Below are 18,631 nucleotides of genomic sequence, written 5' to 3' on the forward strand. Positions count from 1 at the left end.
ACCGGGAAGCGGCAAGGTGGCGCGCCCCTATCGGCATGTGGCAGCTTGGCCGCGTAGGGCGACAATCGTAAGGGGCCGCGACGGATTTGCGGTCATCGACCGTTCAGACGCCATGGGGCCTATGCTCCCGCTTAACCCGCCTGTCCTCCCCACAGTCCCGGATCGTATCACGTGAGTTCTTTCTTCCGCGCCGCCCGCTCCCCCGGGTTCGCCCTGCGTCTGCTGGCCGGCGCCGCCCTCGCCACAGTCATGGCGGCCCCCGCCCTCGCCCAGGACCATGAAGACACCGAAGTCGAGGAACTGGTCGTGGTGGCCGGGGTGCGGACCCTGCCGGGCGCGGTGATCGGGGACATCACGCCGGAGCTGTCGATCTCGCCGCGCGAGATCCGGGCCTATGGCGCGGCCAATGTCTCCGAACTGCTCGAGGCGCTGGCGCCGCAGACCACCAGCGGCCAGGGCTCCGGCCGGCCCGTGGTGCTGATCAACGGCGGCCGGGTCACCGGCTGGGCCGAGATCCGCGACCTGCCGACCGAGGCGATCGTGCGGGTCGACATCCTGCCCGAAGAGGTCTCGCTGAAATACGGCTATCCGGCCGAGCAGAAGGTCGTGAACTTCGTCCTGCGCCAGCGCTTCCGCGCCACCCTGGCCGAGGCGGCCGCATCGACCCCGACCGAGGACGGCGGCGGCCAGAGCGTGATGGGCCACGGCTCGGTGCTGCACATCCTGCGCGGCCAGCGGCTAATGCTCGACGCCCGGGTCACCGACACCAGCCCGATCCTCGAGAGCGACCGCGACATCGAGGGCGGCGAGGGCGACCTGCGCAGCTTGACCTCGGACACCACCAGCCTGTCGCTGAACGGCGTCTATGCGCGGCCGCTGGGCGAGGGCGTCAACGGCACGATCAACGCCGGGCTCGATTTCACCGACAGCCAGGGCAGGCTCGGCCTCTCACCATTCTCGACCGAAGCGCTGCTGCGGCGCTCCGAAACCATCGACGGGCGGCTGGCCGCGGCGGCGGCCGGCGCCTATGCCGGCTGGCAGTGGTCGTACACCGGCGAGCTGACCCAGAACGTCGCCAAGACCTCGACCGACCGCGACTTCGCCGGCGTGCCCTATACCGATCGCACCAAGGGCACGACCACCACGGCCCAGTCCGACATCGTGCTGAACCGCTCGTTCTGGGAGCTGCCGGCCGGTCAGATCAGCTCGACCTTGACCGCGCGGGTCTCGGCCACCGAATTCGAGAGCGAGGCCGACCGCCTGGCCGTGCAGACCTCGAACACGCTGGATCGCAGCATCGGCCAACTGCAGGCCAATTTCGACGTGCCGCTGACCCGCTCCGGCGAAGGCGTCGGCGAGCACGTCGGCAAGCTGTCGGCCAATGTGAATCTCGGCTACCAGCACCTGTCGGACTTCGGCGACCTGGAGACGCTGGGCGGCGGGCTGAACTGGACGCCGATCAAGCCGCTGCGGGTGCTGGCCTCGTTCACCCGCACCGACCAGGCCCCGACCATGAACCAGCTCGGCGACCCGCTGACCTCGACGCCCGGCGTGCGGGTGTTCGACTTCAGCACCGGCCAGAGCGTCGAGGTCACCCGCCTCAGCGGCGGGCTGTCGACGCTGGACGCCAGCCAGCGCGACACCTTCAAGCTGGGGGTCAGCTACAAGCCCTGGGACAAGATCAACCTGAACCTCCAGGCCAACTACGTCTCGACCCGGACGGACGATGCGATCGCGGCCTTCCCCTCGGCCTCGACCCAGGTCGAGGACGCCTTCCCCGAACGCTTCATCCGCAATGGCGCCGGCGAGCTGACCCTGATCGACGCCCGGCCTGTGAACTTCGCCCGGCAGTCGCGTGACGAGCTGCGCTACGGCTTCACCTATTCGCGGCCGGTCGGCCCGCAGCCGACTCCCGAACAGATCGCCGCCATGCGTGAGCGGGCGCGGGCCGCGCAGGCCGGCCAGCAGCAAGGGCAGCAACAGGGCCAGCAGGCTCAGCAAGGCCAGCGACCGGGCGAGGGCGAGCGGCCGCCGGAAGGCCCGCCGCCTGGCGAGGGTCCGCCGCCTCCGGGCATGGGCGGTCCCGGCGGTGGTTTTGGCGGACCGGGCGGCGGCGGTCCGAGAATGGGCGGCTTCGGCGGCGGCGGTCCGCGCGGCGGGGTGTTCCAGGTCGGCGTCTATCACACGGTGGCGTTCCGCGACGACGTGTTGATCCGGCCTGGCGTACCCGAGCTGGACCTGCTGGACGGCGGGGCGTTGGGCTCGGGCGGCGGCTCGCCGCGGCACCAGGTCGACGTGCAGGGCAACTACACCCGCGGCGGCCTCGGCGTGGCGGTGAACGCTAAGTGGCAGAGCTCGACGCGGGTGGCCGGATTGACGGCGGCCGACGACCTGGAGTTCTCCGACCTGACGACCTTGAACCTGCGGTTGTTCGCCGACCTCGGCATGCAGCCGATCGCCCGCGAGCAGAAGTGGCTGCGCGGCCTGCGCGCGACCCTGTCGGTCGACAACCTGTTCGACGAGCGCCAGGACGTGACCACCCCGCAGGGGACCACGCCGATCAGCTACCAACCGGACCTGCTGGACCCGGTCGGCCGCACGGTGAAGTTCACGGTGCGCAAGCTGTTCTTCTGAGGGAACTAGTTGCTCCCGCTGGGGGAGCTGTCAGCCGTCAGGCTGACGGAGGGGGCCCTGACTCAGCAGGCCCCCTCCGTCTCGGCGCTCCGCGCCGAGCGACCTTCGCCAAGGGGGGAGGAACTCGTTCTTTGGTGATGTTCGTGGTTCTCTAGCGCTCCGCTACCACGGAGCACGCCATGACCTTCGACGGCTTCACGCTGGAACAGATCGATGTCGGCGAGGCGAGCCTGCGGGTGCGCCGTGGCGGCTCGGGGCCGCCGCTGCTGCTGCTGCACGGCTATCCGCAGACCCACATGATGTGGAGCAAGATCGCCGGCGAGCTGGCTCGCGACTTCACGGTGGTGGCGCCCGACCTGCGCGGCTACGGCGGCTCATCGAAGCCGGCCACCACCGATGACCACGAGCCCTATTCGAAGCGGGCGATGGCGCGCGATGCGGTGGCGCTGATGGCGAGGCTGGGCTTTGCGCAGTTCGACGTCGCCGGTCATGACCGTGGCGGGCGCACGGCCTATCGGCTGGCGCTGGATCATCCGCAGGCGGTGCGGCGCCTGAGCGTCCTCGACATCATCCCGACCGCCGACGCCTGGCGGCTCGCCGACCGGCGCTTTGCGCTGGGCTACTGGCACTGGAGCTTCCTGGCCCAGGCCCATCCGTTCCCCGAGCACTTCATCGCCGCCGACCCGGTGCACTTCGCCTTCCGTATCGCCCAGGGCGCGACCTATTTCGACCCCGCCGCCTATGCCGACTACGTGCAGGCGCTGGGCGATCCGGCGACCGTGCACGCGATGTGTGAGGACTACCGGGCCGGCGCGACCTACGACGTGAAGGCCGACGAGGCCGATCGGGGGGTGCGCAAGATCACGGCCCCGACCCAGGTGCTGTGGGGGGCGAACGGGGCGGTCGGCCGCTGGTACGACGTGCTGGAGATCTGGCGGCCCTGGTGCGAGGACCTGCGCGGCCAGGCGATCGAAGGCGCGGGGCATTTCCTGGCGGAGGAGAAGCCGACCGAGACCTTGGCGGCGCTGCGGGGGTTTTTTGGAAGTTAGTTGCCCCCCACTGGGGAGCTGTCAGCCGGAAGGCTGACTGACGGGGATTGCTGAGTCCGCGTGCCCCCTCCGTCTCGTCGCCGCGCGCCGATCCACCTCCCCAGTGGGGGAGGATCTAAGCGCCTAGTTTTCCAACCACGCCGGCGTTTCCGCGCGGACGGCCGTTCCGTCGGCGGTGAGGTCGCCTTCGAGGCGGTCGAGGCGAACGAGGGCGATGGCGCGGCCAGGCTGGCCGGAGAGGACCTCGCCGGCGCGGCGGTCGCCGTTCAGCAGTTCGGCGCCGGCGGCGGGGGGCGGACCGTCGAAGGCGATGGGCAGCATGCGGTTCTTGATCTGGCCGCGGCGCTTCATGCGCGAGGTGGTCTCCTGGCCGACGAAGCAGCCCTTCTTGAAGTCGATGCCGCACAGCAGGTCGAAATTGGCTTCAATCGGATAGGTCTTCTCCACGCCCCAGTCGGCCGGGCCGGGCACGCCGAGCGCCAGGCGGTGGGCGTCATAGGCGATCTCGTCGGCGTCGGCGGTGGCGGCGATGTCGTAGCCGCGCCAGCCCAGCGCCGGCAGGCGCGGGTCGGCGAGCCACTCGGGGCCGGGTTCGTCGCCCCAGGCGGCCATGACGGGAGCCTCTTCGGCGGCGATCGTCACCTTGGCGCGCAGGCGGTACATGGTCAGGCGCATGGCCAGGGCGTCGCGGTGGGCGCGCTCGACGTCCAGCCAGGCCCCGTCTTCCCGTCCGATGACGAACAGGTCGAACAAAAGCCGGCCCTGAGGGTTCAGCAGAGCGCCGAACCGGACTTCCCCCGGGGTGAGGGTGTCGACGTCCTGGGTGATGAGGCCCTGCAGGAAACTGCGCCAATCCTCGCCCGAGACCGCGATCAGGGCTCGGTTGGTGAGGGCGGCGGTGCGGAGCGAAGTGGTCATGGGGGAGGAGTTAAGGGCTCGGCGGGTGGAGCGCCAGCGTGAGGAGCCCTATAGATGGACGATGGCGCACGGGTCCTTCCCGATTCTGTTCATCACCGCGACCCGGATCGGCGATGCGGTGCTCTCTTCCGGCCTGATCAAAAGGCTGCTGGACGAGATCCCGAACGCACGATTCACGATCGTCGCCGGCAAGGCGGCCGCGCCGCTGTTCACCGAGGTCCCGAACCTTGAGCGGCTCATCGTGCTGGAGAAGGCCAAGAACGGCGGCCACTGGTTCAAGCTGTGGCGCGAGGTGCGCCATCGTAAGTGGGGACTGATCGTCGACCTGCGCGGCTCGGCGATCTCGCAGTTCCTGCGCCGCGAGCGCCGCGCGGTGTTCAAGCGCGGTTCGGTGAGCGGCCAGCACAAGGTGGTCGAGGCCGCCCGGCTGCTGAAGATCGAGGACGCGCCGCCGGCGCCCTATCTGTTCACCTCGCCGGCGACCGAGGCCTATGCCGACGAACTGACCGCCGGCAAGGGTCCGATCCTGGCCCTGGCTCCGGCCGCCAACTGGGTCGGCAAGACCTGGCCGGCCGAACGCTTCGCGCAGGTGGCGATCCAGCTGATGGGCGGGCCGCTGGCCGGAGGACGGCTGATGCTGGTCGGCGGGCCCGACGACGGACGGGCGATCGCCGCGCTGCGCAATGTGGTCCCGCGCGAGCGGACCATCGACCTGGCCGGCAAGGTCGAGCTGCTGGCCACCTATGCCTGCCTGAAGCGCGCGCGGCTGTTCATCGGCAACGACTCCGGACTGATGCACATGGCCGCCGCGGCCGGCGCCCCGACCATCGGCCTGTTCGGTCCCTCGGACGACAAGCTCTATGGGCCCTGGGGCGAGAACACCAAGGTGGTCCGCGGAATCCGTAGCCTCGAGAGCATCCGCGAGGTTGACCCGACGCTCTCGCAAGCGCTCTGTCACATGATGGACCTGCCGGTGGACTGGGTGACCGCCGCCGCCAAGGACATGCTCGCCCAAACCAGTTCCAAAGCCAGTTAAGCCCAGAGACGACACATGCCCGAGACCTTCGACCTCATCGTGAGGGGCGGCGAGGTGGTGAACCATGCCGGCCGCGGCCAGGCTGACGTGGGCGTGCGCGCCGGCAAGATCGTCGAGATCGGCGACCTGAGCCAGGCCAGCGCCGGGCAGGTGTTCGACGCCAAGGGGCTGACCGTGCTGCCCGGCGTGATCGACACGCAGGTGCACTTCCGCGAGCCGGGCCTGGAGTGGAAGGAAGACCTGGAGACCGGATCGCGCGCCGCGGCCATGGGCGGCGTGGTCGCGGTGTTCGAAATGCCGAACACCGAGCCGACCACCACCGACCCGGACGCCCTGGCCGACAAGCTGCACCGCGCGGCCGGCCGGATGCACACCGATCACGCCTTCTATGTCGGCGGCACCCACGAGAACGCCAAGTTCCTCGGCGAGCTGGAGCGGCTGCCCGGCTGCTGCGGGATCAAGGTGTTCATGGGCGCCTCGACCGGCAGCCTGCTGGTGCAGGACGACGAGGGCATCGAGCAGGTGCTGCGGCATGTGAACCGCCGCGCGGCCTTCCACTCCGAGGACGAATACCGGCTGGCCGAGCGCCGGCCGCTGGCCCGCACCGGCGACTGGACCAGCCACGAGGAGGTGCGCGACGCCGCCTCGGCGCTTGAATCCACGCATCGGCTGGTGCGCATCGCCAAGGCGCTGGGCAAGCGCATCCACGTGCTGCACGTGACCACCCGCGAGGAGATCGAGTTCCTGGCGCTGCACAAGGACGTGGCCAGCGTCGAGGTCACGCCGCAGCACCTGACCCTGACGGCGCCGGAGGCCTATGAGCGGCTGAAGGGCTACGCCCAGATGAACCCGCCGATCCGCAACGCCTATCATCAGGCCGGGCTGTGGCACGGGATCGCGGCGGGGATCGCCGACGTGCTCGGCTCCGACCACGCGCCGCACACCAAGGACGAGAAGGCCCGGCCCTATCCGGCCTCGCCCTCGGGCATGCCCGGCGTGCAAACCCTGGTGCCGGTGATGCTGACCCACGTGAACGAGGGGCGGCTGAGCCTCGAGCGGTTCGTCGACCTGACCAGCCATGGCGCCAACCGGGTGTTCGGCATGGCCGACAAGGGCCGCCTCGCGGTCGGCTACGACGCCGACATCACCGTGGTGGACATGAAGGCCCGCCGCACGATCAAGCACGAGGACATGTCCACCCGGGTCGGCTGGACCCCGTTCGACGGCTTCGAGGCCAAGGGCTGGCCGACGGCGACGATCATCCGCGGCACGGTGGTGATGCGCGACGACGAGCTGGTCGCGCCGAGCACCGGCCAGCCGGTTCGGTTCGCCGAGACCCTCGGCGGGTAGGACTCACCCGAGCGGGGAAGCCGCAAACGGCCGCGAGGCTTCTGGGGTATGTCCGGGGGCCGGCATGAGCCGGCATGGGCGCGGGGAGTAGCGTGTCGCGATCCGACTGCAGTGAGTTGAGTATCCAGGGCCGCCTCGACGTGCGCGCTTTCCTGGCGCTCAGCCTGCGCAACGGCGCGCTGAACGTCCTGACCCTGGGCGTCCACCGGTTCTGGGGCCGCAGTGAGCTGCGCCGCTGGATCTGGGGCGCCATCGACCTGGATGACGAGCCGCTGGACTACGGCGGGGGCGGGCTGGAGCTGTTGATCGGCTTCCTGCTGCGCCTGACGCTGGTCGGCGGGGCGCTGGCGGCCGTGGTCTGGGGTTTGCGCAGCTACGGGATCTGGGGTGCGCCAATCGCCTTGGCGGGACTGGCGGCGGCGGGGTTCTTCGAAGGGTTCTCGCGGTTCGCCGGCTTCGTCTATCTGGCCGCGCGCACCGAGTGGCGCGGGGCGGTGTTCGTGGTCGACGGCTCGCCGGCGCGGTTCGCTCTGGGCGAGCTGCAGGACGCCGCGCTCAGCCTGGTCACGCTGGGCTGGCGGCGGCCGCGGGCCGACCGGACGCGGGACGCCAAGCTGTGGGGCGGGCTTCGCCATCAGGGACGCGTGCTGACCTTCGACGCCGCCGGCGCAGCGCGCCATCCGCTCTACAGCGCCTTTGCGATCGGCTGGTTCGGGACGGTGATGATCGGGCTGTTCAGCGCCGGCGTGCTGCTGGGCCTGGCCTCCGGCTTCTTCCCAACCCCCGACGTGGGGGCGGCGCCGAGCATTGGGCAGTTGGCGGCGCTGTCGGCGCTGACCGCGGGCCTGTGGCTGCTGCTGCGAGTGATATGGGCGCCGTACGGGGCCGCCCGGCGCACGGCCATTGCGGCGGGGTTCGGGTTTAGCCTGGAGCTGGGCTGGCGCGAGAGCGCGGCGCAGACCCTGACCGGCGACCTGGCGCGGCTGGTCTCGCTGGGCGCGCTCTCGCCCTGGGCGCAGGCGCGGGAGTGGGCGTTCGTGTTCGCGCGGCTGGGGCGGCGGGCGACGGGCGTGGCGCGCGCATCGGTGCAGGCAAGAGGCGAACCGCAGGCCGCCTAGGCGGCTTCCTTCTCGCGCTGACGCCCGCTAAGGCTAGCGCTCATGGACGCCAGAATCCGCCCCCTCGACGCCTCGTTCCGCGATCCGCGCTACGCGCCGGCCCAATTGGAGATCGAGACGAGGGGCGGCGGCGAGCTGATCCTCTCCAATCCGACCGCCTATTCGGGCGCTTTCACCACAATGACCCAGGCGCTGGACCGCTGGGCGCTCGAAGCGCCGGCGCGGACCTGGCTGGCCGAGCGGTCGGGCGAGGGTTGGCGGGAGGTCGCGTTCGGCGAGGCGCGCGACGCGGTGCGGGCGCTGGCCGGCGGCTTGCGCGAGCTGGGCGTGGTCGGGACGCGGCCGCTGCTGATCCTGGCGCGCAACGGCGTCGACCATGCGCTGATCAAGTACGCGGCGATGAGCCAGGGGATGCCGGTGGCGCCGGTCTCCCCGCAGTACGGTCTGCCGGGCGCGAACCTGTCGCGGCTGGCCCATGCGGTCGAGGTGCTGAGGCCGGCGGCGATCTATACCGAGGACGCGGAGCTGTTTGGCGAGGCGCTGGCCGCGCCGTTCCTGGCCGGGCTGCCGGTCGTGGCGGGCAAGAACCCGCGGCCGGGCGACGTGCCGCTGGAGCGGCTCCTGAAATCGGCCGGGGTCAACGCCACGGCGAAACCTGACGATCACGCCAAGTACCTGCTGACCTCGGGCTCCACCGGCCTGCCCAAGGTGGTGATCTGCCTGCACCGGGGGATCGCCACCAACGCGGCGCAGATCGCGGCCTGCTTCGCCGATGACGAGCCGCCGGTGATGGTCAACTCCGCGCCCTGGAGCCACAGCCTGGGGGCCAACTCGATCCTGCATATGGCGCTGCACCGCGGCGGCAGCGTCTTTATCGACGCCGGCCAGCCGGTGGCCGGGCGGTTCGGCGAGACGGTGCGGAACCTCAAGGAGGTGGCGACCACCTATCACAACATGGTCCCGGCCGGCTGGATGCTGTTCGCCGGCGAGCTGGAGCGCGACGAGGACCTGGCGCGGACCTTCTTCGAAAAGGTGCGGGTGCTGCAGTACGGCGGCGCGGCGCTGGGCCAGGACGTCTGCGACCGCATCCAGGCGGTGGCGGTGGCGACCGTGGGCGAGAAGATCAGCTTCGCGTCCGGCTATGGGGCGACGGAGACCGGGCCGACGGCCTGCAACGTCCACTGGCGCAACGAGCGCATGGGGCTGATCGGCCTGCCGGTGCCGGGCACGGCGGTGAAGCTCACCCCGGCGGCGGGCAAGCTGGAGTTCCGGGTGAAGGGACCGCAGGTCTCGCCGGGCTATCTGGGACGGCCGGAGCTGTCGGCGCAGAGCTTCGACGATGAGGGCTTCTATCTGCTGGGCGATGCGGCGCGGTTCGCCGACGAGGCCGATCCCAGCCAGGGCCTGGCCTTCGATGGCCGCATTTCCGAGAACTTCAAGCTAGCCAGCGGCACCTTCGTGACGGTCGGCGACCTGCGGGTGAAGGCGGTCTCGGCGGTGGGCGACGCGGTCACTGACGCGGTGGTCTGCGGCGAGGGCCGCGAGGCGGTGGGCCTGCTGTTCTATCCCAATCCGAACCTGCCGCGCGGCGAGGTCGAGGCGGCGGTGCGGGCCGGGATCGAGCGGTTCAACGCGGCGGCCAAGGGCTCCGGCGGCAAGGTCGCCCGGGCGCTGGTGCTGGAGACCGCGCCGGACCCGCACGCCGGCGAAATCACCGACAAGGGCTATATCGCCCAGCCGATCGCCCGGACCCTGAGGGCTGCGGCGGCCGAGCGACTGTTTTCCGATGCTTCTGATGTGATGGTGTTCTGAACATGAACGGCGCCGACGCCCTGATCGAGACCCTGGTGGCCAACGAGGTCACCGCCTGCTTCGCCAATCCGGGCACCAGCGAGATGCAGTTCGTCGCAGCGCTGGACCGCCAGCCGAAGATGCGACCGGTGCTGTGCCTGTTCGAAGGCGTGGCGACCGGCGCGGCCGACGGCTATGGACGGATCGCCGAGACCCCGGCCTGCACCTTGCTGCACCTGGGGCCGGGCTACGGCAACGGCCTGGCCAACCTGCACAATGCACGGCGCGCCTTCACCCCGATCGTCAACGTGATCGGCGACCACGCCACCTATCACCGCCAGTACGACGCGCCGCTGAACTCCGACATCCCGACCATCGTCGGGCCCAACTCGCTGTGGGTGAAGTCGGCCGACACGCCCGACAGCGTGGCGCAGATCACCGCCGAGGCGGTCGAGGCCAGCTATGGGCCGCCCGGCGGTCCGGTCAGCCTGATCCTGCCGGCCGATTCCGCCTGGCTGGAGACCAAGAACGGCGTGGCCAAAGCGACCAAGCCGGTGCGCGCCGCGCCCGCGGGCGCTGTGGTCGACGAGGTCGCCAAGAAGATCCGCGCCGCCGCCAAGCCGGTGATTCTGCTGGGCGGGCAGGCGACCAGCGCCAAGGCCCTGGAGCAGGCCGCGCGCCTGCAGGCGGCCGGGGTGCGGGTGATGGCCGACACCTTCGTCGCACGCCAGCCGCGCGGGGCCGGAGTCTTCCAGCCGGCGCGCATGCAGTATTTCGGCGAGGCGGCGCTGGCCGACCTGGCCGGCACGGACCTGCTGGTGTTCGTCGGCACGGTGACGCCGGTGGCGTTCTTCGCCTATCCGGATCGTCCGAGCGTGCTGGTCCCCGAAGGCTGCGAGACCACGACCCTGGCGCAGCGTTCGGAAGACGCGGTGGCCGGGCTGGCGGCCTTGGCCGACGCGCTCGGCGCCCCGGCCAGCGGCCCTTCGCAGCCGTTCAAGGTGGCCGACGGCGCGCCGAGCGGCCCGTTGACCCCGCAGGCGGCGGGCCAGTCGGTGGCGCGCCACCTGCCGGAAGGCGCGATCATCTGCGACGACTCGGTCACCTCGGGCGGCGGCATCGCCGTGCCCTGCGCTACGGCCCGGCCGCATGACGTGCTGGCCCTGACCGGCGGGGCGATCGGGATTGGCGGTCCGCTGGCGATCGGGGCCGCGACCGCCGCGCCGGATCGCAAGGTGATCTCGCTGAACGGCGACGGCTCGGCGATGTACACGGTGCAGAGCCTGTGGACGATGGCGCGCGAGAAGCAGGACGTGACGGTGGTGGTGTTCGCCAACCACTCGTACCGGATTCTCAACATCGAGATGGGCCGCACCGGCTCGGGCAATCCGGGACCGTCGGCCAGCAAGCTGCTGGACCTGGGCGATCCGAAGATCGACTGGGTGTCGGTGGCCAAGGGCCTGGGCGTCTCGGCAGTGCGCTGCGAAACCGCCGAGGACTTCGACGCCGCCTTCGCCCGCGCCATGGCCGAGCCGGGCCCGCACTTCATCGAAGCAGCGATCTAGGCGGCGAGGGGCGCTTGGCGGCCGCGCTCGAGGAATTCGGTCCCGAGATCTGGATCGGGAGCGGGCCGACCGTCACGGCGGCCGGCGGCTTTCACTATCCGACGCGCATGGCCGTCATCCGCCTCGCGGGCGGGTCGCTGTTCATCTGGTCGCCGGTGGCGCTTTCGGACGATCTGCGGGCGGCGGTCGATGCGTTGGGCGAGGTGCGATACCTGATCGCGCCTAACTCGCTGCACGACTCATTCCTGGCTGAATGGCGAGGCGCCTATCCGGCCGCCCGGCTGTTCGCCGCGCCGGGGCTGCGCCGGCGGCGCAAGGACCTCGCGTTCGACGGCGATCTGACGGACACGCCTGACGCGGCGTGGGCGCAAGAGATCGACCAGGTCCTGATGCGCGGCAACCTGATCACGACGGAGGCGGTGTTCTTCCACCGCCAGAGCAGCACGGCGATCTTCACCGACCTGATCCAGCACTTCAGCCCGACCTGGTTCAGCGGCTGGCGGGCTGTGATCGCCAGGCTCGACCTGATGGCAGGACCCGAGCCGGAAGTCCCCCGGAAGTTCCGCAACGCCTTCGTCTATCGCCGCGCCGCCCGCGCCGGGCTTCAGCGGATCCTTGTGTGGCCCTCGCAGCGTGTGCTGATGGCCCATGCCGAGCCGGTAGAGCGCGACGGCCAGGCGTTCATACGGCGGGCCTTCCGATGGCTCTAAGCGGAATCTGATCGCTGCGGTAGAGCTCACTTTTTTCATCACAATCTGAAATATTGCGTCGCACCATTGATTTTGTGTGCATTGCAGCATAGGTAGCATTCAGCAACTGGAGGCGATCATGCTGTTTGCAGAATACGAAAACATCGAGGGTCAGCTGGCCTTCTACCGCGCGGTCAACGCGTTCGTGGGCAACGTCCTGGCGCGCCTGCGTGGCGACGAGGGCTCGCACCTGCCGTCGGCCGCCTAAGGGCCCGACCCCAATCTACGGCAAAGGCCCGCGGAGCGATCCGCGGGCCTTTTCGTTTGAGCGGCGCAATATTCCCTGACAGACCTTGGGCATGAAGGCGCTGACCGATCCCAACAGGGCGCTGAGCCTGGGCCTGGCCCAGCTGCGCGCCCGCTTTCAGGTTCCTGAGGGCTTTCCACCGGAAGTCCTGGCCGCGGCCGAGCTGGCCGCGCAGCGCGCGCCCAGCGAGCACGTCGACCGCACGGAGCGGCCGTTCGTCACCCTGGATCCGGCCGCCTCCACCGATCTCGACCAGGCGTTCGCCATCGAGCGCAGCGGCGGCGACCTGCTGCTGCACTACGCCATCGCCGACGTGTCGTGGTTCGTGCAGGACGGCGGGCCGCTCGACCTTGAGGCGTGGCGGCGCGGGGCGACGCTGTATCTGCCGGACGGCAAGGCGGGGCTCTATCCGCCGGCGCTGAGCGAGGGTGCGGCCAGCCTGCTGCCAAGCGGGCCGCGGCCGGCGGTGATCTTCACCGTGCGCATCGGCCCGGACGGCGACGTGCAGCTGGAGGGCGCCGAGCGGGCGATCATTCGCAGCGTAGCCAAGCTGGCCTATGACCGGGTCACGCCCGCCGAGCTGCCCGAGGGCTTCGCCGAGCTGGCCGACCGAATCCGCGAAGCCGAGGCGCGGCGGGGCGCGGTGCGCGTCGATCCGCCCGAACAGGAGGTGGCGGACCTGGGCGAGGGGCGTCTGCAGCTGCGGTTCCGACCCCGCGCCGAGTCGGAGGAGCAGAATGCGGCCCTGTCGCTGGCGACCAACCTGGCGGTGGCCAAGTTGCTGCAGGCCCATCGCACCGGCCTGTTCCGGGTGATGCCCGAGCCTGATGCGCGGGCGGTGAAGCGGCTGCGGCAGACCGCCCGGGCGTTCGGCCTGGTCTGGCCGGAGATGGCCAGCCTGGCGCAGTTCGAGCTGACCCTGGATCCTCACGACGCGAAGCAGGCGGCGTTCATGCTGGCCGTGCGGCGGGCCGGTTTGCCGGCCAGCTATGTGCCCTTCCAGGAAGGCGACGCGCCCTGGCACGCGGCGATGGCGGCGACCTACGCCCACGCCACCGCGCCGCTGCGCCGCCTGGCCGACCGCTATGTGGTCGATACGACCCTGGCCATCGCCAACGGCCGGCCGGTTCCGCCAGCCGCGACGCAGGCGTTCGAGAAGCTGCCGCAGGTCATGGCCAAGGCGGCGGCCAAGGCCGGGCAGGTGGACCGGGCGGTGGTCGACCTGGCCGAAACCGTGATGTTGCGCGGCCGGGAGGGCGAGACCTTCCGGGCGGTGGTCACCGACATCGACGAGCGCGGCGCTCGCATGCAGCTTTGCGAGTTGCCGGTGGTGGCGCGGATCACCGCCCACAGCGTCGAAATCGGCGATGAGCTGATCGTGCGATTGGAGAGCGCCGACCCGGAGCAACCACCGGCGACCTTCCGGCGAACCGCCTGAACGGGCGTGCGCCAGGCTCGAACTTGCGATAAAATCGGCCGAAGGAAACGGGCGGCGGCGCATGAAATTGCGCGCGGGCAATTGGCGCTGGTAATTCCACGATATTTCTGGTATCACTGAAAAATCGAATGTCGTTTCCGGTTCAGTTGCTCTTCACGCTTGTTCTTTGAATCGAGCCCGAGCCCCTCTAGACCTTTTCCGAAATTTTGATCAACCGCTCCGACCGGGGCGCGCGAAAACTTGCAAACGAGAGATGAAAACTATGACGACTGGTGTTGTGAAGTGGTTCAACCCCACCAAGGGCTTCGGCTTCATCCAACCTGACGACGGCGGCGCGGACGTGTTCGTCCATATCAGCGCCGTGGAGCGCGCCGGCCTCGGCTCGCTGCAAGAAGGCCAAAAGATCGGCTTCGAGCTGGAGCGCGACCAGCGCAGCGGCAAGATGTCGGCCGGCCAACTGCAATCCGTCTAAGAGACTGACCCCTCCGCTGGACGCGCGTCCGGCGGAGGGGACTTCAAAAATCATGACAGTTCCTACGATTGAACGCGCGTTCCAGATCGCGCGATCGGGCCAGGCCCGTGACATCGCCTCGCTCAAGCGCCAGCTTGAGGCCGACGGCTGCCGTGCGGTGGACGCCCTGCTGGCGCCACGCGCCCTGCGTGGCCATCTTGAAGCCATCTGCCTCGCCGCCGGCGATCGCAAACCAGCCGACTGACAACCGAAAGTACAAATGAACGAACTTCAACGCACTGGCTTCTCCGAACGCCTCAAGGCAGCGGCGGAAGCCCGTAGCGCGCTGCTCGCCAATTTCCGTCCCAAGCCGACGGTCACGGCGGGCGCAATCCCCGACCGCAGCGCGGCGCGGGCTGCCGAACTTGAACAGGTGCGCGAAGCGCGCCGCCAAGCCAAGGCTGCGAAGCTGCAAGCCGCCGCCGAGGCCGCCGAGGCGGTCAAGCTGGCCGAAGACGCCGCCGCTGCCGCGTCGCTGGACGCGATCCGCGGTGAGCGCAAGGAGCGCAAGGCGCTCACCAAGGCCGAGCAGAAGGCCAAGCGGGACGCCCGCTACGCCGCACGCAAGGCCCGGCAATAGGGAGGAGCGCCGATGGCGAGAAAGCCCAACTACCAGTTCGAGCGCATGGAGCGCGAGCGCCTGAAGGCGCTCAAGACGGCGGCCAAGGCCGCCGAAAAGCGCGAAGAGCGCGAACGCGCGCGGCCTCCCGAGGCGCCGCAAACCGATCAGGAATGAGCCGACTATGTCGACCAGTGTCGTTTACAGCCATGAGACCGTCAGCCTGGACGGGCAGGTCTTCTCGGACTGCGAGTTCATGAAGTCCCGCCTGATCTACGCCGGCGGCGAGCCGCCGATCTTCGACAACTGCCGCTTCACCAACTGCGAGTGGCGCTACGACGGCGCGGCCGGCAATACGCTGGCCTTCCTGAAGTCGGTGTGGGCCGCGGGCGAGAAGGCCTCGGTGCAGGCCGCGATCAAGGAAATCACCGGCGTCGCGCGCTAAGCGGGCCACCGGTACTGACGAAAAAGGCCCGGAGGCGACTCCGGGCCTTTTTGTTTGCGGCCCGAAGCCTTGTTGCTGAGCGTCAGATTACCGGGTGTCAGAACCACGGCGTCGTAGAAGTCTGAACCAGGACCAGATCGTCCAGGCGGCGATCGGCACCACGGTGCCGATGATCACGACCACCGTTGGGAGCCCGAAGACATTGGACAGCATGACAGTCGCTATGACGACGCAGGCACCCAGCACCGTAAGGTCAAGCCATCCTGTTCGGGCGAGGTCGTCTGGCGGTCCGATCCGACAGAATTTGCACAAGGCGACGCCTAGAATGAATGAGCTCATCCCGGCCGTCGCACGCCACACGGTATCGCCGACGCAGATGTATGCCGTGATGCAAAGGGCGAACGTAAGCGCCGCCTGAGTGATCCGGCTGGATCTAATTCTTGAGAAGTTCAACTGACACCCGCCGCCGCTTCTATGGTCAGGTTTAGGCGGATGGGCTCGATCGCCCAACGAAAAAGGCCCGGGGTCACCCCCGGGCCTTCGTTCGTAGTGCAGGCCGTAGCGCTTAGACGTTGCCCGGCAGCTTGCAGTCCTTCGAGAAGGCGCAGCCGGTGACGTTCAGCGGGTTCATGTCCGCGGCGTACTCGATGATGTAGCCCTTCAGACCGTCGGCGCAGGCGACTTCCATATAGGTCGTGCCCTTGGCGGTCTTGCCGATCACGCGGGCGTTGGAGACCGCGCACTCGTTCTTGCCGAGCTTCTTCAGGTCGGCGGTCACCGGGCCGAGGCTGCCGGCGTCCAGCTTGGTGAACGAGCACTTGTAGCCGGCGATCGGGGCGCGAGCGCAGTCGTAGACGATCGGCTTGTCGTTCGGGCCGCCGAAGACGCCGACGCCGCCGTCAGGACGGTTGGTGCAGGCGAGCTCGACGACGTCCTTGCCGGCGGGGCCGGGGAACGGCGCGTACTTGGCGACGTCGCAGTTGAAGCCGGCGGCCTTGGCCAGACGGGTGTAGAGCCCGTTCTGCTCGGTCACGGCTTCCTTGGCGTCGGTCAGGGTGCAGCCGCCCATGACCATCTGCGCCTTGGCGCACTCGTAGGTCTGGGCCAGCTTGCCGGCGTCGACGCGGTACATGTAGCCCTTGCCGTCGGCGCAGGCGGCTTCGAAGAAGGTCGAACCCGTCTGCGACTGGCCGACGTACTTCTTGTCCTTCACGGCGCAGCCGTTGTTGGCCGAGGCGGCCAGGCTGTCGACCAGCGCCAGGCGCTGTTCCTTGGTGCGCAGGGTGCAGGAGATGTTCGAACCGCCGCCGTCGTACAGCATGCAGTCGGTGGCTTCGACCGGCTTGGTCGGATCCATCGGGGCGCTGGTCTTCAGGACGTAGCCCTGGGCCGAGCCCTGGCAGGCGACTTCGAGATAGGTGGCGGTGGCGCTTTGGCCGATGCCGCGAACGGCTTCGGGGGTGCACGACACCTTGGCGGCGGCGAGCATCGGGCCGAGGTCCGACTTCGGGTCGGCGTTGCCGGGCAGCTTACAGGCCAGGCTGCCGGGCTTGCCGTCGGGGCCCGGGGTGCCGGCCTCGATGCAGGTGAAGGAGGTGGTCGCGCCGCCTTCGAGGGCGGCGAGCACGAAGCCCACGCCCTGTTCGCAGTCGATCTCGTAGTAGTTGGTGTTGGTCTTGGCCTTCTTGTCGGCGACCTTGCCGACGAAGCGGGCGTCGACGATCTTGCAGTTGATGCCGGCGGCTTGGGCGACGGCCGGAGCCTCGGCCATCCCCTGGGTGCGAGCCTTTTCCGTGATCTCCTCGGCTTTCTTGGCCTGGGAGACGGCGGCCGGCGCCATGGCCAGCACGGCCAAGGTGGCGGCAAGCCCCGTGATGAATGACCTCATTTTCCAATAACTCCTGGGTGGTTCCCTTGCGGCGGACATAAGCCTCCACTGCGTCAATGGGTCAAGTTTGTCGTGAACGGCGGCTGAACCGAAACGGCGCCTGAACAAACTCGCATTTGCCCCCGCCGCTGGCGCAGCCGACAATGCGGGGGGCGAGAAGAGGATCAGGCTTTGCGGGACGGTTTCGAGGAAGTTCAGGATCAGGCGCCGCGAGCCCGGCTCAGCTATCCATTCGAGCAGGGCCCCGGCCCCGGCGAGGCGGTCGAGGTGGCGCCAGGCGTCCTGTGGCTGCGCATGCCGCTGGGCGGGTCGCTGGCCTACATCAATGTCTGGGCGATCGAGGAAGAGGGCGGCTGGGCCATAGTCGACACAGGCATGGGTGGTTCGGCCACCCAGCAGGCTTGGCGCCAGGCCTTCGCCGGGGCGCTCGGCGGCAAGCCGGTGACCCGGGTTTTTGTGACGCACATGCACCCCGACCACATCGGCATGGCCGGCTGGCTGACCCGCAAGTTCCAGTGCCGGCTGTGGATCAGCCGCCTGGAGTTCCTGATGTGCCGTTCGCTGGCGGCCGACACTGGCCGCGAGGCGCCGGCCGACGCCCTGGAGTTCTACAAGGCGGCCGGCTGGGACGATGAGGCGCTGGAGAACTACCGCGCCCGCTTCGGCGGCTTCGGCAAAGGCCTGCACGCCCTGCCCGACTCGTTCCGGCGCCTGAGCGACGGCGACGAGGTGGAGATCGGCGGGCGGACCTGGAAGGTGGTGGTCGGATCGGGCCACAGCCCCGAGCATGTCTGCCTCTGGTGCCCAGAGCTCAAGCTGTTCATTTCCGGCGACCAGGTGCTGCCGAAGATCTCGTCGAACGTCTCGGTGTTCCCGACAGAGCCGGACGGCGATCCGCTGACCGAGTGGCTGACCACCCTGGCGCAGATCAAATCCAGGGTGCCGAACGAGGTGCTGGTGCTGCCGGCGCACAACGACCCGTTCCACGGCCTGCACGCGCGGATCGACCACCTGATCGGCGGGCACGAGCGCGGCCTCTCGCGGCTGCACAACCTGATCGCCGAGCCGAAACGGGCGGTGGACGTGTTCCCGGTGCTGTTCCGCCGCAAAATCGACCAGTGGGTGCTGGGCATGGCCACCGGCGAGAGCCTGGCGCACCTCAACTGCCTGATGGCCCGCGGCCTGGCGACCGCGAGCGCCGACGAGGCCGGGGTGGTCTGGTACCGGGCGGCTTAGGGCTTAGATCCTCCCCTTATGGGGAGGTGGCGAGCGAAGCGCGGCGGAGGGGGCTTGTGCCCCTCCCGTAAAGTCAAAGTCCCCCTCGATCAGCCAT

Annotated in this window: 18 protein-coding genes; 16 read left to right on the plus strand and 2 right to left on the minus strand. The window is 69.4% G+C overall.

The annotated features are described in order from the left end of the window. The first annotated feature begins 171 nt into the window (after positions 1 to 171). On the plus strand, positions 172 to 2,634 hold the full coding sequence (locus AC1DQJ_RS13885) for a TonB-dependent receptor (RefSeq protein WP_477604237.1): 2,463 nt from the start codon (positions 172 to 174) through the stop codon (positions 2,632 to 2,634). Positions 2,635 to 2,813: 179 nt separating this feature from the next. Further along, complete coding sequence (locus AC1DQJ_RS13890) at positions 2,814 to 3,683, plus strand: alpha/beta fold hydrolase (RefSeq protein ID WP_477604239.1); 870 nt, start codon at positions 2,814 to 2,816, stop codon at positions 3,681 to 3,683. 123 nt (positions 3,684 to 3,806) lie between these two features. On the opposite strand, the gene ygfZ is transcribed toward AC1DQJ_RS13890, so the two are convergent. Then, entirely contained in the window at positions 3,807 to 4,601 is a 795-nt protein-coding gene (gene ygfZ / locus AC1DQJ_RS13895; protein WP_477604241.1) for a CAF17-like 4Fe-4S cluster assembly/insertion protein YgfZ, read from the minus strand. 61 nt (positions 4,602 to 4,662) lie between these two features. Between ygfZ and AC1DQJ_RS13900 the strand changes: the two genes are divergently transcribed. From AC1DQJ_RS13900 to AC1DQJ_RS13960, 13 genes are all read left to right on the plus strand, one after another. Then, entirely contained in the window at positions 4,663 to 5,637 is a 975-nt protein-coding gene (locus tag AC1DQJ_RS13900) for a glycosyltransferase family 9 protein (RefSeq protein ID WP_477604243.1), read from the plus strand. Positions 5,638 to 5,652: 15 nt separating this feature from the next. After that, positions 5,653 to 6,987: a dihydroorotase gene (locus AC1DQJ_RS13905; RefSeq protein WP_477604245.1), complete on the plus strand. Its 1,335-nt coding sequence runs from the start codon at positions 5,653 to 5,655 to the stop codon at positions 6,985 to 6,987. A gap of 92 nt (positions 6,988 to 7,079) precedes the next feature. Continuing rightward, on the plus strand, positions 7,080 to 8,105 hold the full coding sequence (locus tag AC1DQJ_RS13910) for a DUF898 family protein (RefSeq protein WP_477604247.1): 1,026 nt from the start codon (positions 7,080 to 7,082) through the stop codon (positions 8,103 to 8,105). Between the two features lie 42 nt (positions 8,106 to 8,147). Beyond that, complete coding sequence (locus tag AC1DQJ_RS13915) at positions 8,148 to 9,917, plus strand: feruloyl-CoA synthase (RefSeq protein ID WP_477604248.1); 1,770 nt, start codon at positions 8,148 to 8,150, stop codon at positions 9,915 to 9,917. 2 nt (positions 9,918 to 9,919) lie between these two features. Next, positions 9,920 to 11,461, plus strand: coding sequence for an acetolactate synthase large subunit (locus AC1DQJ_RS13920; protein WP_477604250.1), 1,542 nt, complete (start codon positions 9,920 to 9,922; stop codon positions 11,459 to 11,461). Positions 11,462 to 11,475: 14 nt separating this feature from the next. Continuing rightward, a complete protein-coding gene (locus tag AC1DQJ_RS13925) occupies positions 11,476 to 12,171 on the plus strand; it encodes a DUF4336 domain-containing protein (protein WP_477604252.1) in 696 nt (231 codons plus the stop codon). A gap of 118 nt (positions 12,172 to 12,289) precedes the next feature. Next, a complete protein-coding gene (locus tag AC1DQJ_RS13930; RefSeq protein WP_477604254.1) occupies positions 12,290 to 12,418 on the plus strand; it encodes a hypothetical protein in 129 nt (42 codons plus the stop codon). A 91-nt stretch (positions 12,419 to 12,509) separates the two neighbouring features. Then, positions 12,510 to 13,895: an RNB domain-containing ribonuclease gene (locus AC1DQJ_RS13935; protein WP_477604256.1), complete on the plus strand. Its 1,386-nt coding sequence runs from the start codon at positions 12,510 to 12,512 to the stop codon at positions 13,893 to 13,895. Between the two features lie 262 nt (positions 13,896 to 14,157). Then, on the plus strand, positions 14,158 to 14,367 hold the full coding sequence (locus AC1DQJ_RS13940) for a cold-shock protein (protein ID WP_477604258.1): 210 nt from the start codon (positions 14,158 to 14,160) through the stop codon (positions 14,365 to 14,367). Positions 14,368 to 14,419: 52 nt separating this feature from the next. After that, positions 14,420 to 14,611, plus strand: a complete 192-nt coding sequence (locus AC1DQJ_RS13945) for a hypothetical protein (protein ID WP_477604260.1) — start codon at positions 14,420 to 14,422, stop codon at positions 14,609 to 14,611. 15 nt (positions 14,612 to 14,626) lie between these two features. Beyond that, positions 14,627 to 14,986, plus strand: a complete 360-nt coding sequence (locus tag AC1DQJ_RS13950) for a DUF6481 family protein (protein ID WP_477604262.1) — start codon at positions 14,627 to 14,629, stop codon at positions 14,984 to 14,986. Positions 14,987 to 14,998: 12 nt separating this feature from the next. Beyond that, positions 14,999 to 15,142, plus strand: coding sequence for a hypothetical protein (locus tag AC1DQJ_RS13955; protein WP_477604264.1), 144 nt, complete (start codon positions 14,999 to 15,001; stop codon positions 15,140 to 15,142). A gap of 7 nt (positions 15,143 to 15,149) precedes the next feature. Beyond that, positions 15,150 to 15,410 (plus strand): hypothetical protein, encoded by a 261-nt coding sequence (locus AC1DQJ_RS13960; RefSeq protein ID WP_477604266.1) that lies wholly within the window; start codon positions 15,150 to 15,152, stop codon positions 15,408 to 15,410. 565 nt (positions 15,411 to 15,975) lie between these two features. Here AC1DQJ_RS13960 and AC1DQJ_RS13965 read toward each other — a convergent pair. Beyond that, positions 15,976 to 17,298, minus strand: a complete 1,323-nt coding sequence (locus AC1DQJ_RS13965; protein ID WP_477604268.1) for a hypothetical protein — start codon at positions 17,296 to 17,298, stop codon at positions 15,976 to 15,978. A 171-nt stretch (positions 17,299 to 17,469) separates the two neighbouring features. On the opposite strand from AC1DQJ_RS13965, the gene AC1DQJ_RS13970 reads away from it, so the two are divergent. Continuing rightward, positions 17,470 to 18,534, plus strand: a complete 1,065-nt coding sequence (locus AC1DQJ_RS13970; RefSeq protein ID WP_477604270.1) for an MBL fold metallo-hydrolase — start codon at positions 17,470 to 17,472, stop codon at positions 18,532 to 18,534. Positions 18,535 to 18,631: the final 97 nt, after the last annotated feature.

The sequence above is a fragment of the Phenylobacterium sp. P4_E10 genome, from assembly GCF_056401675.1.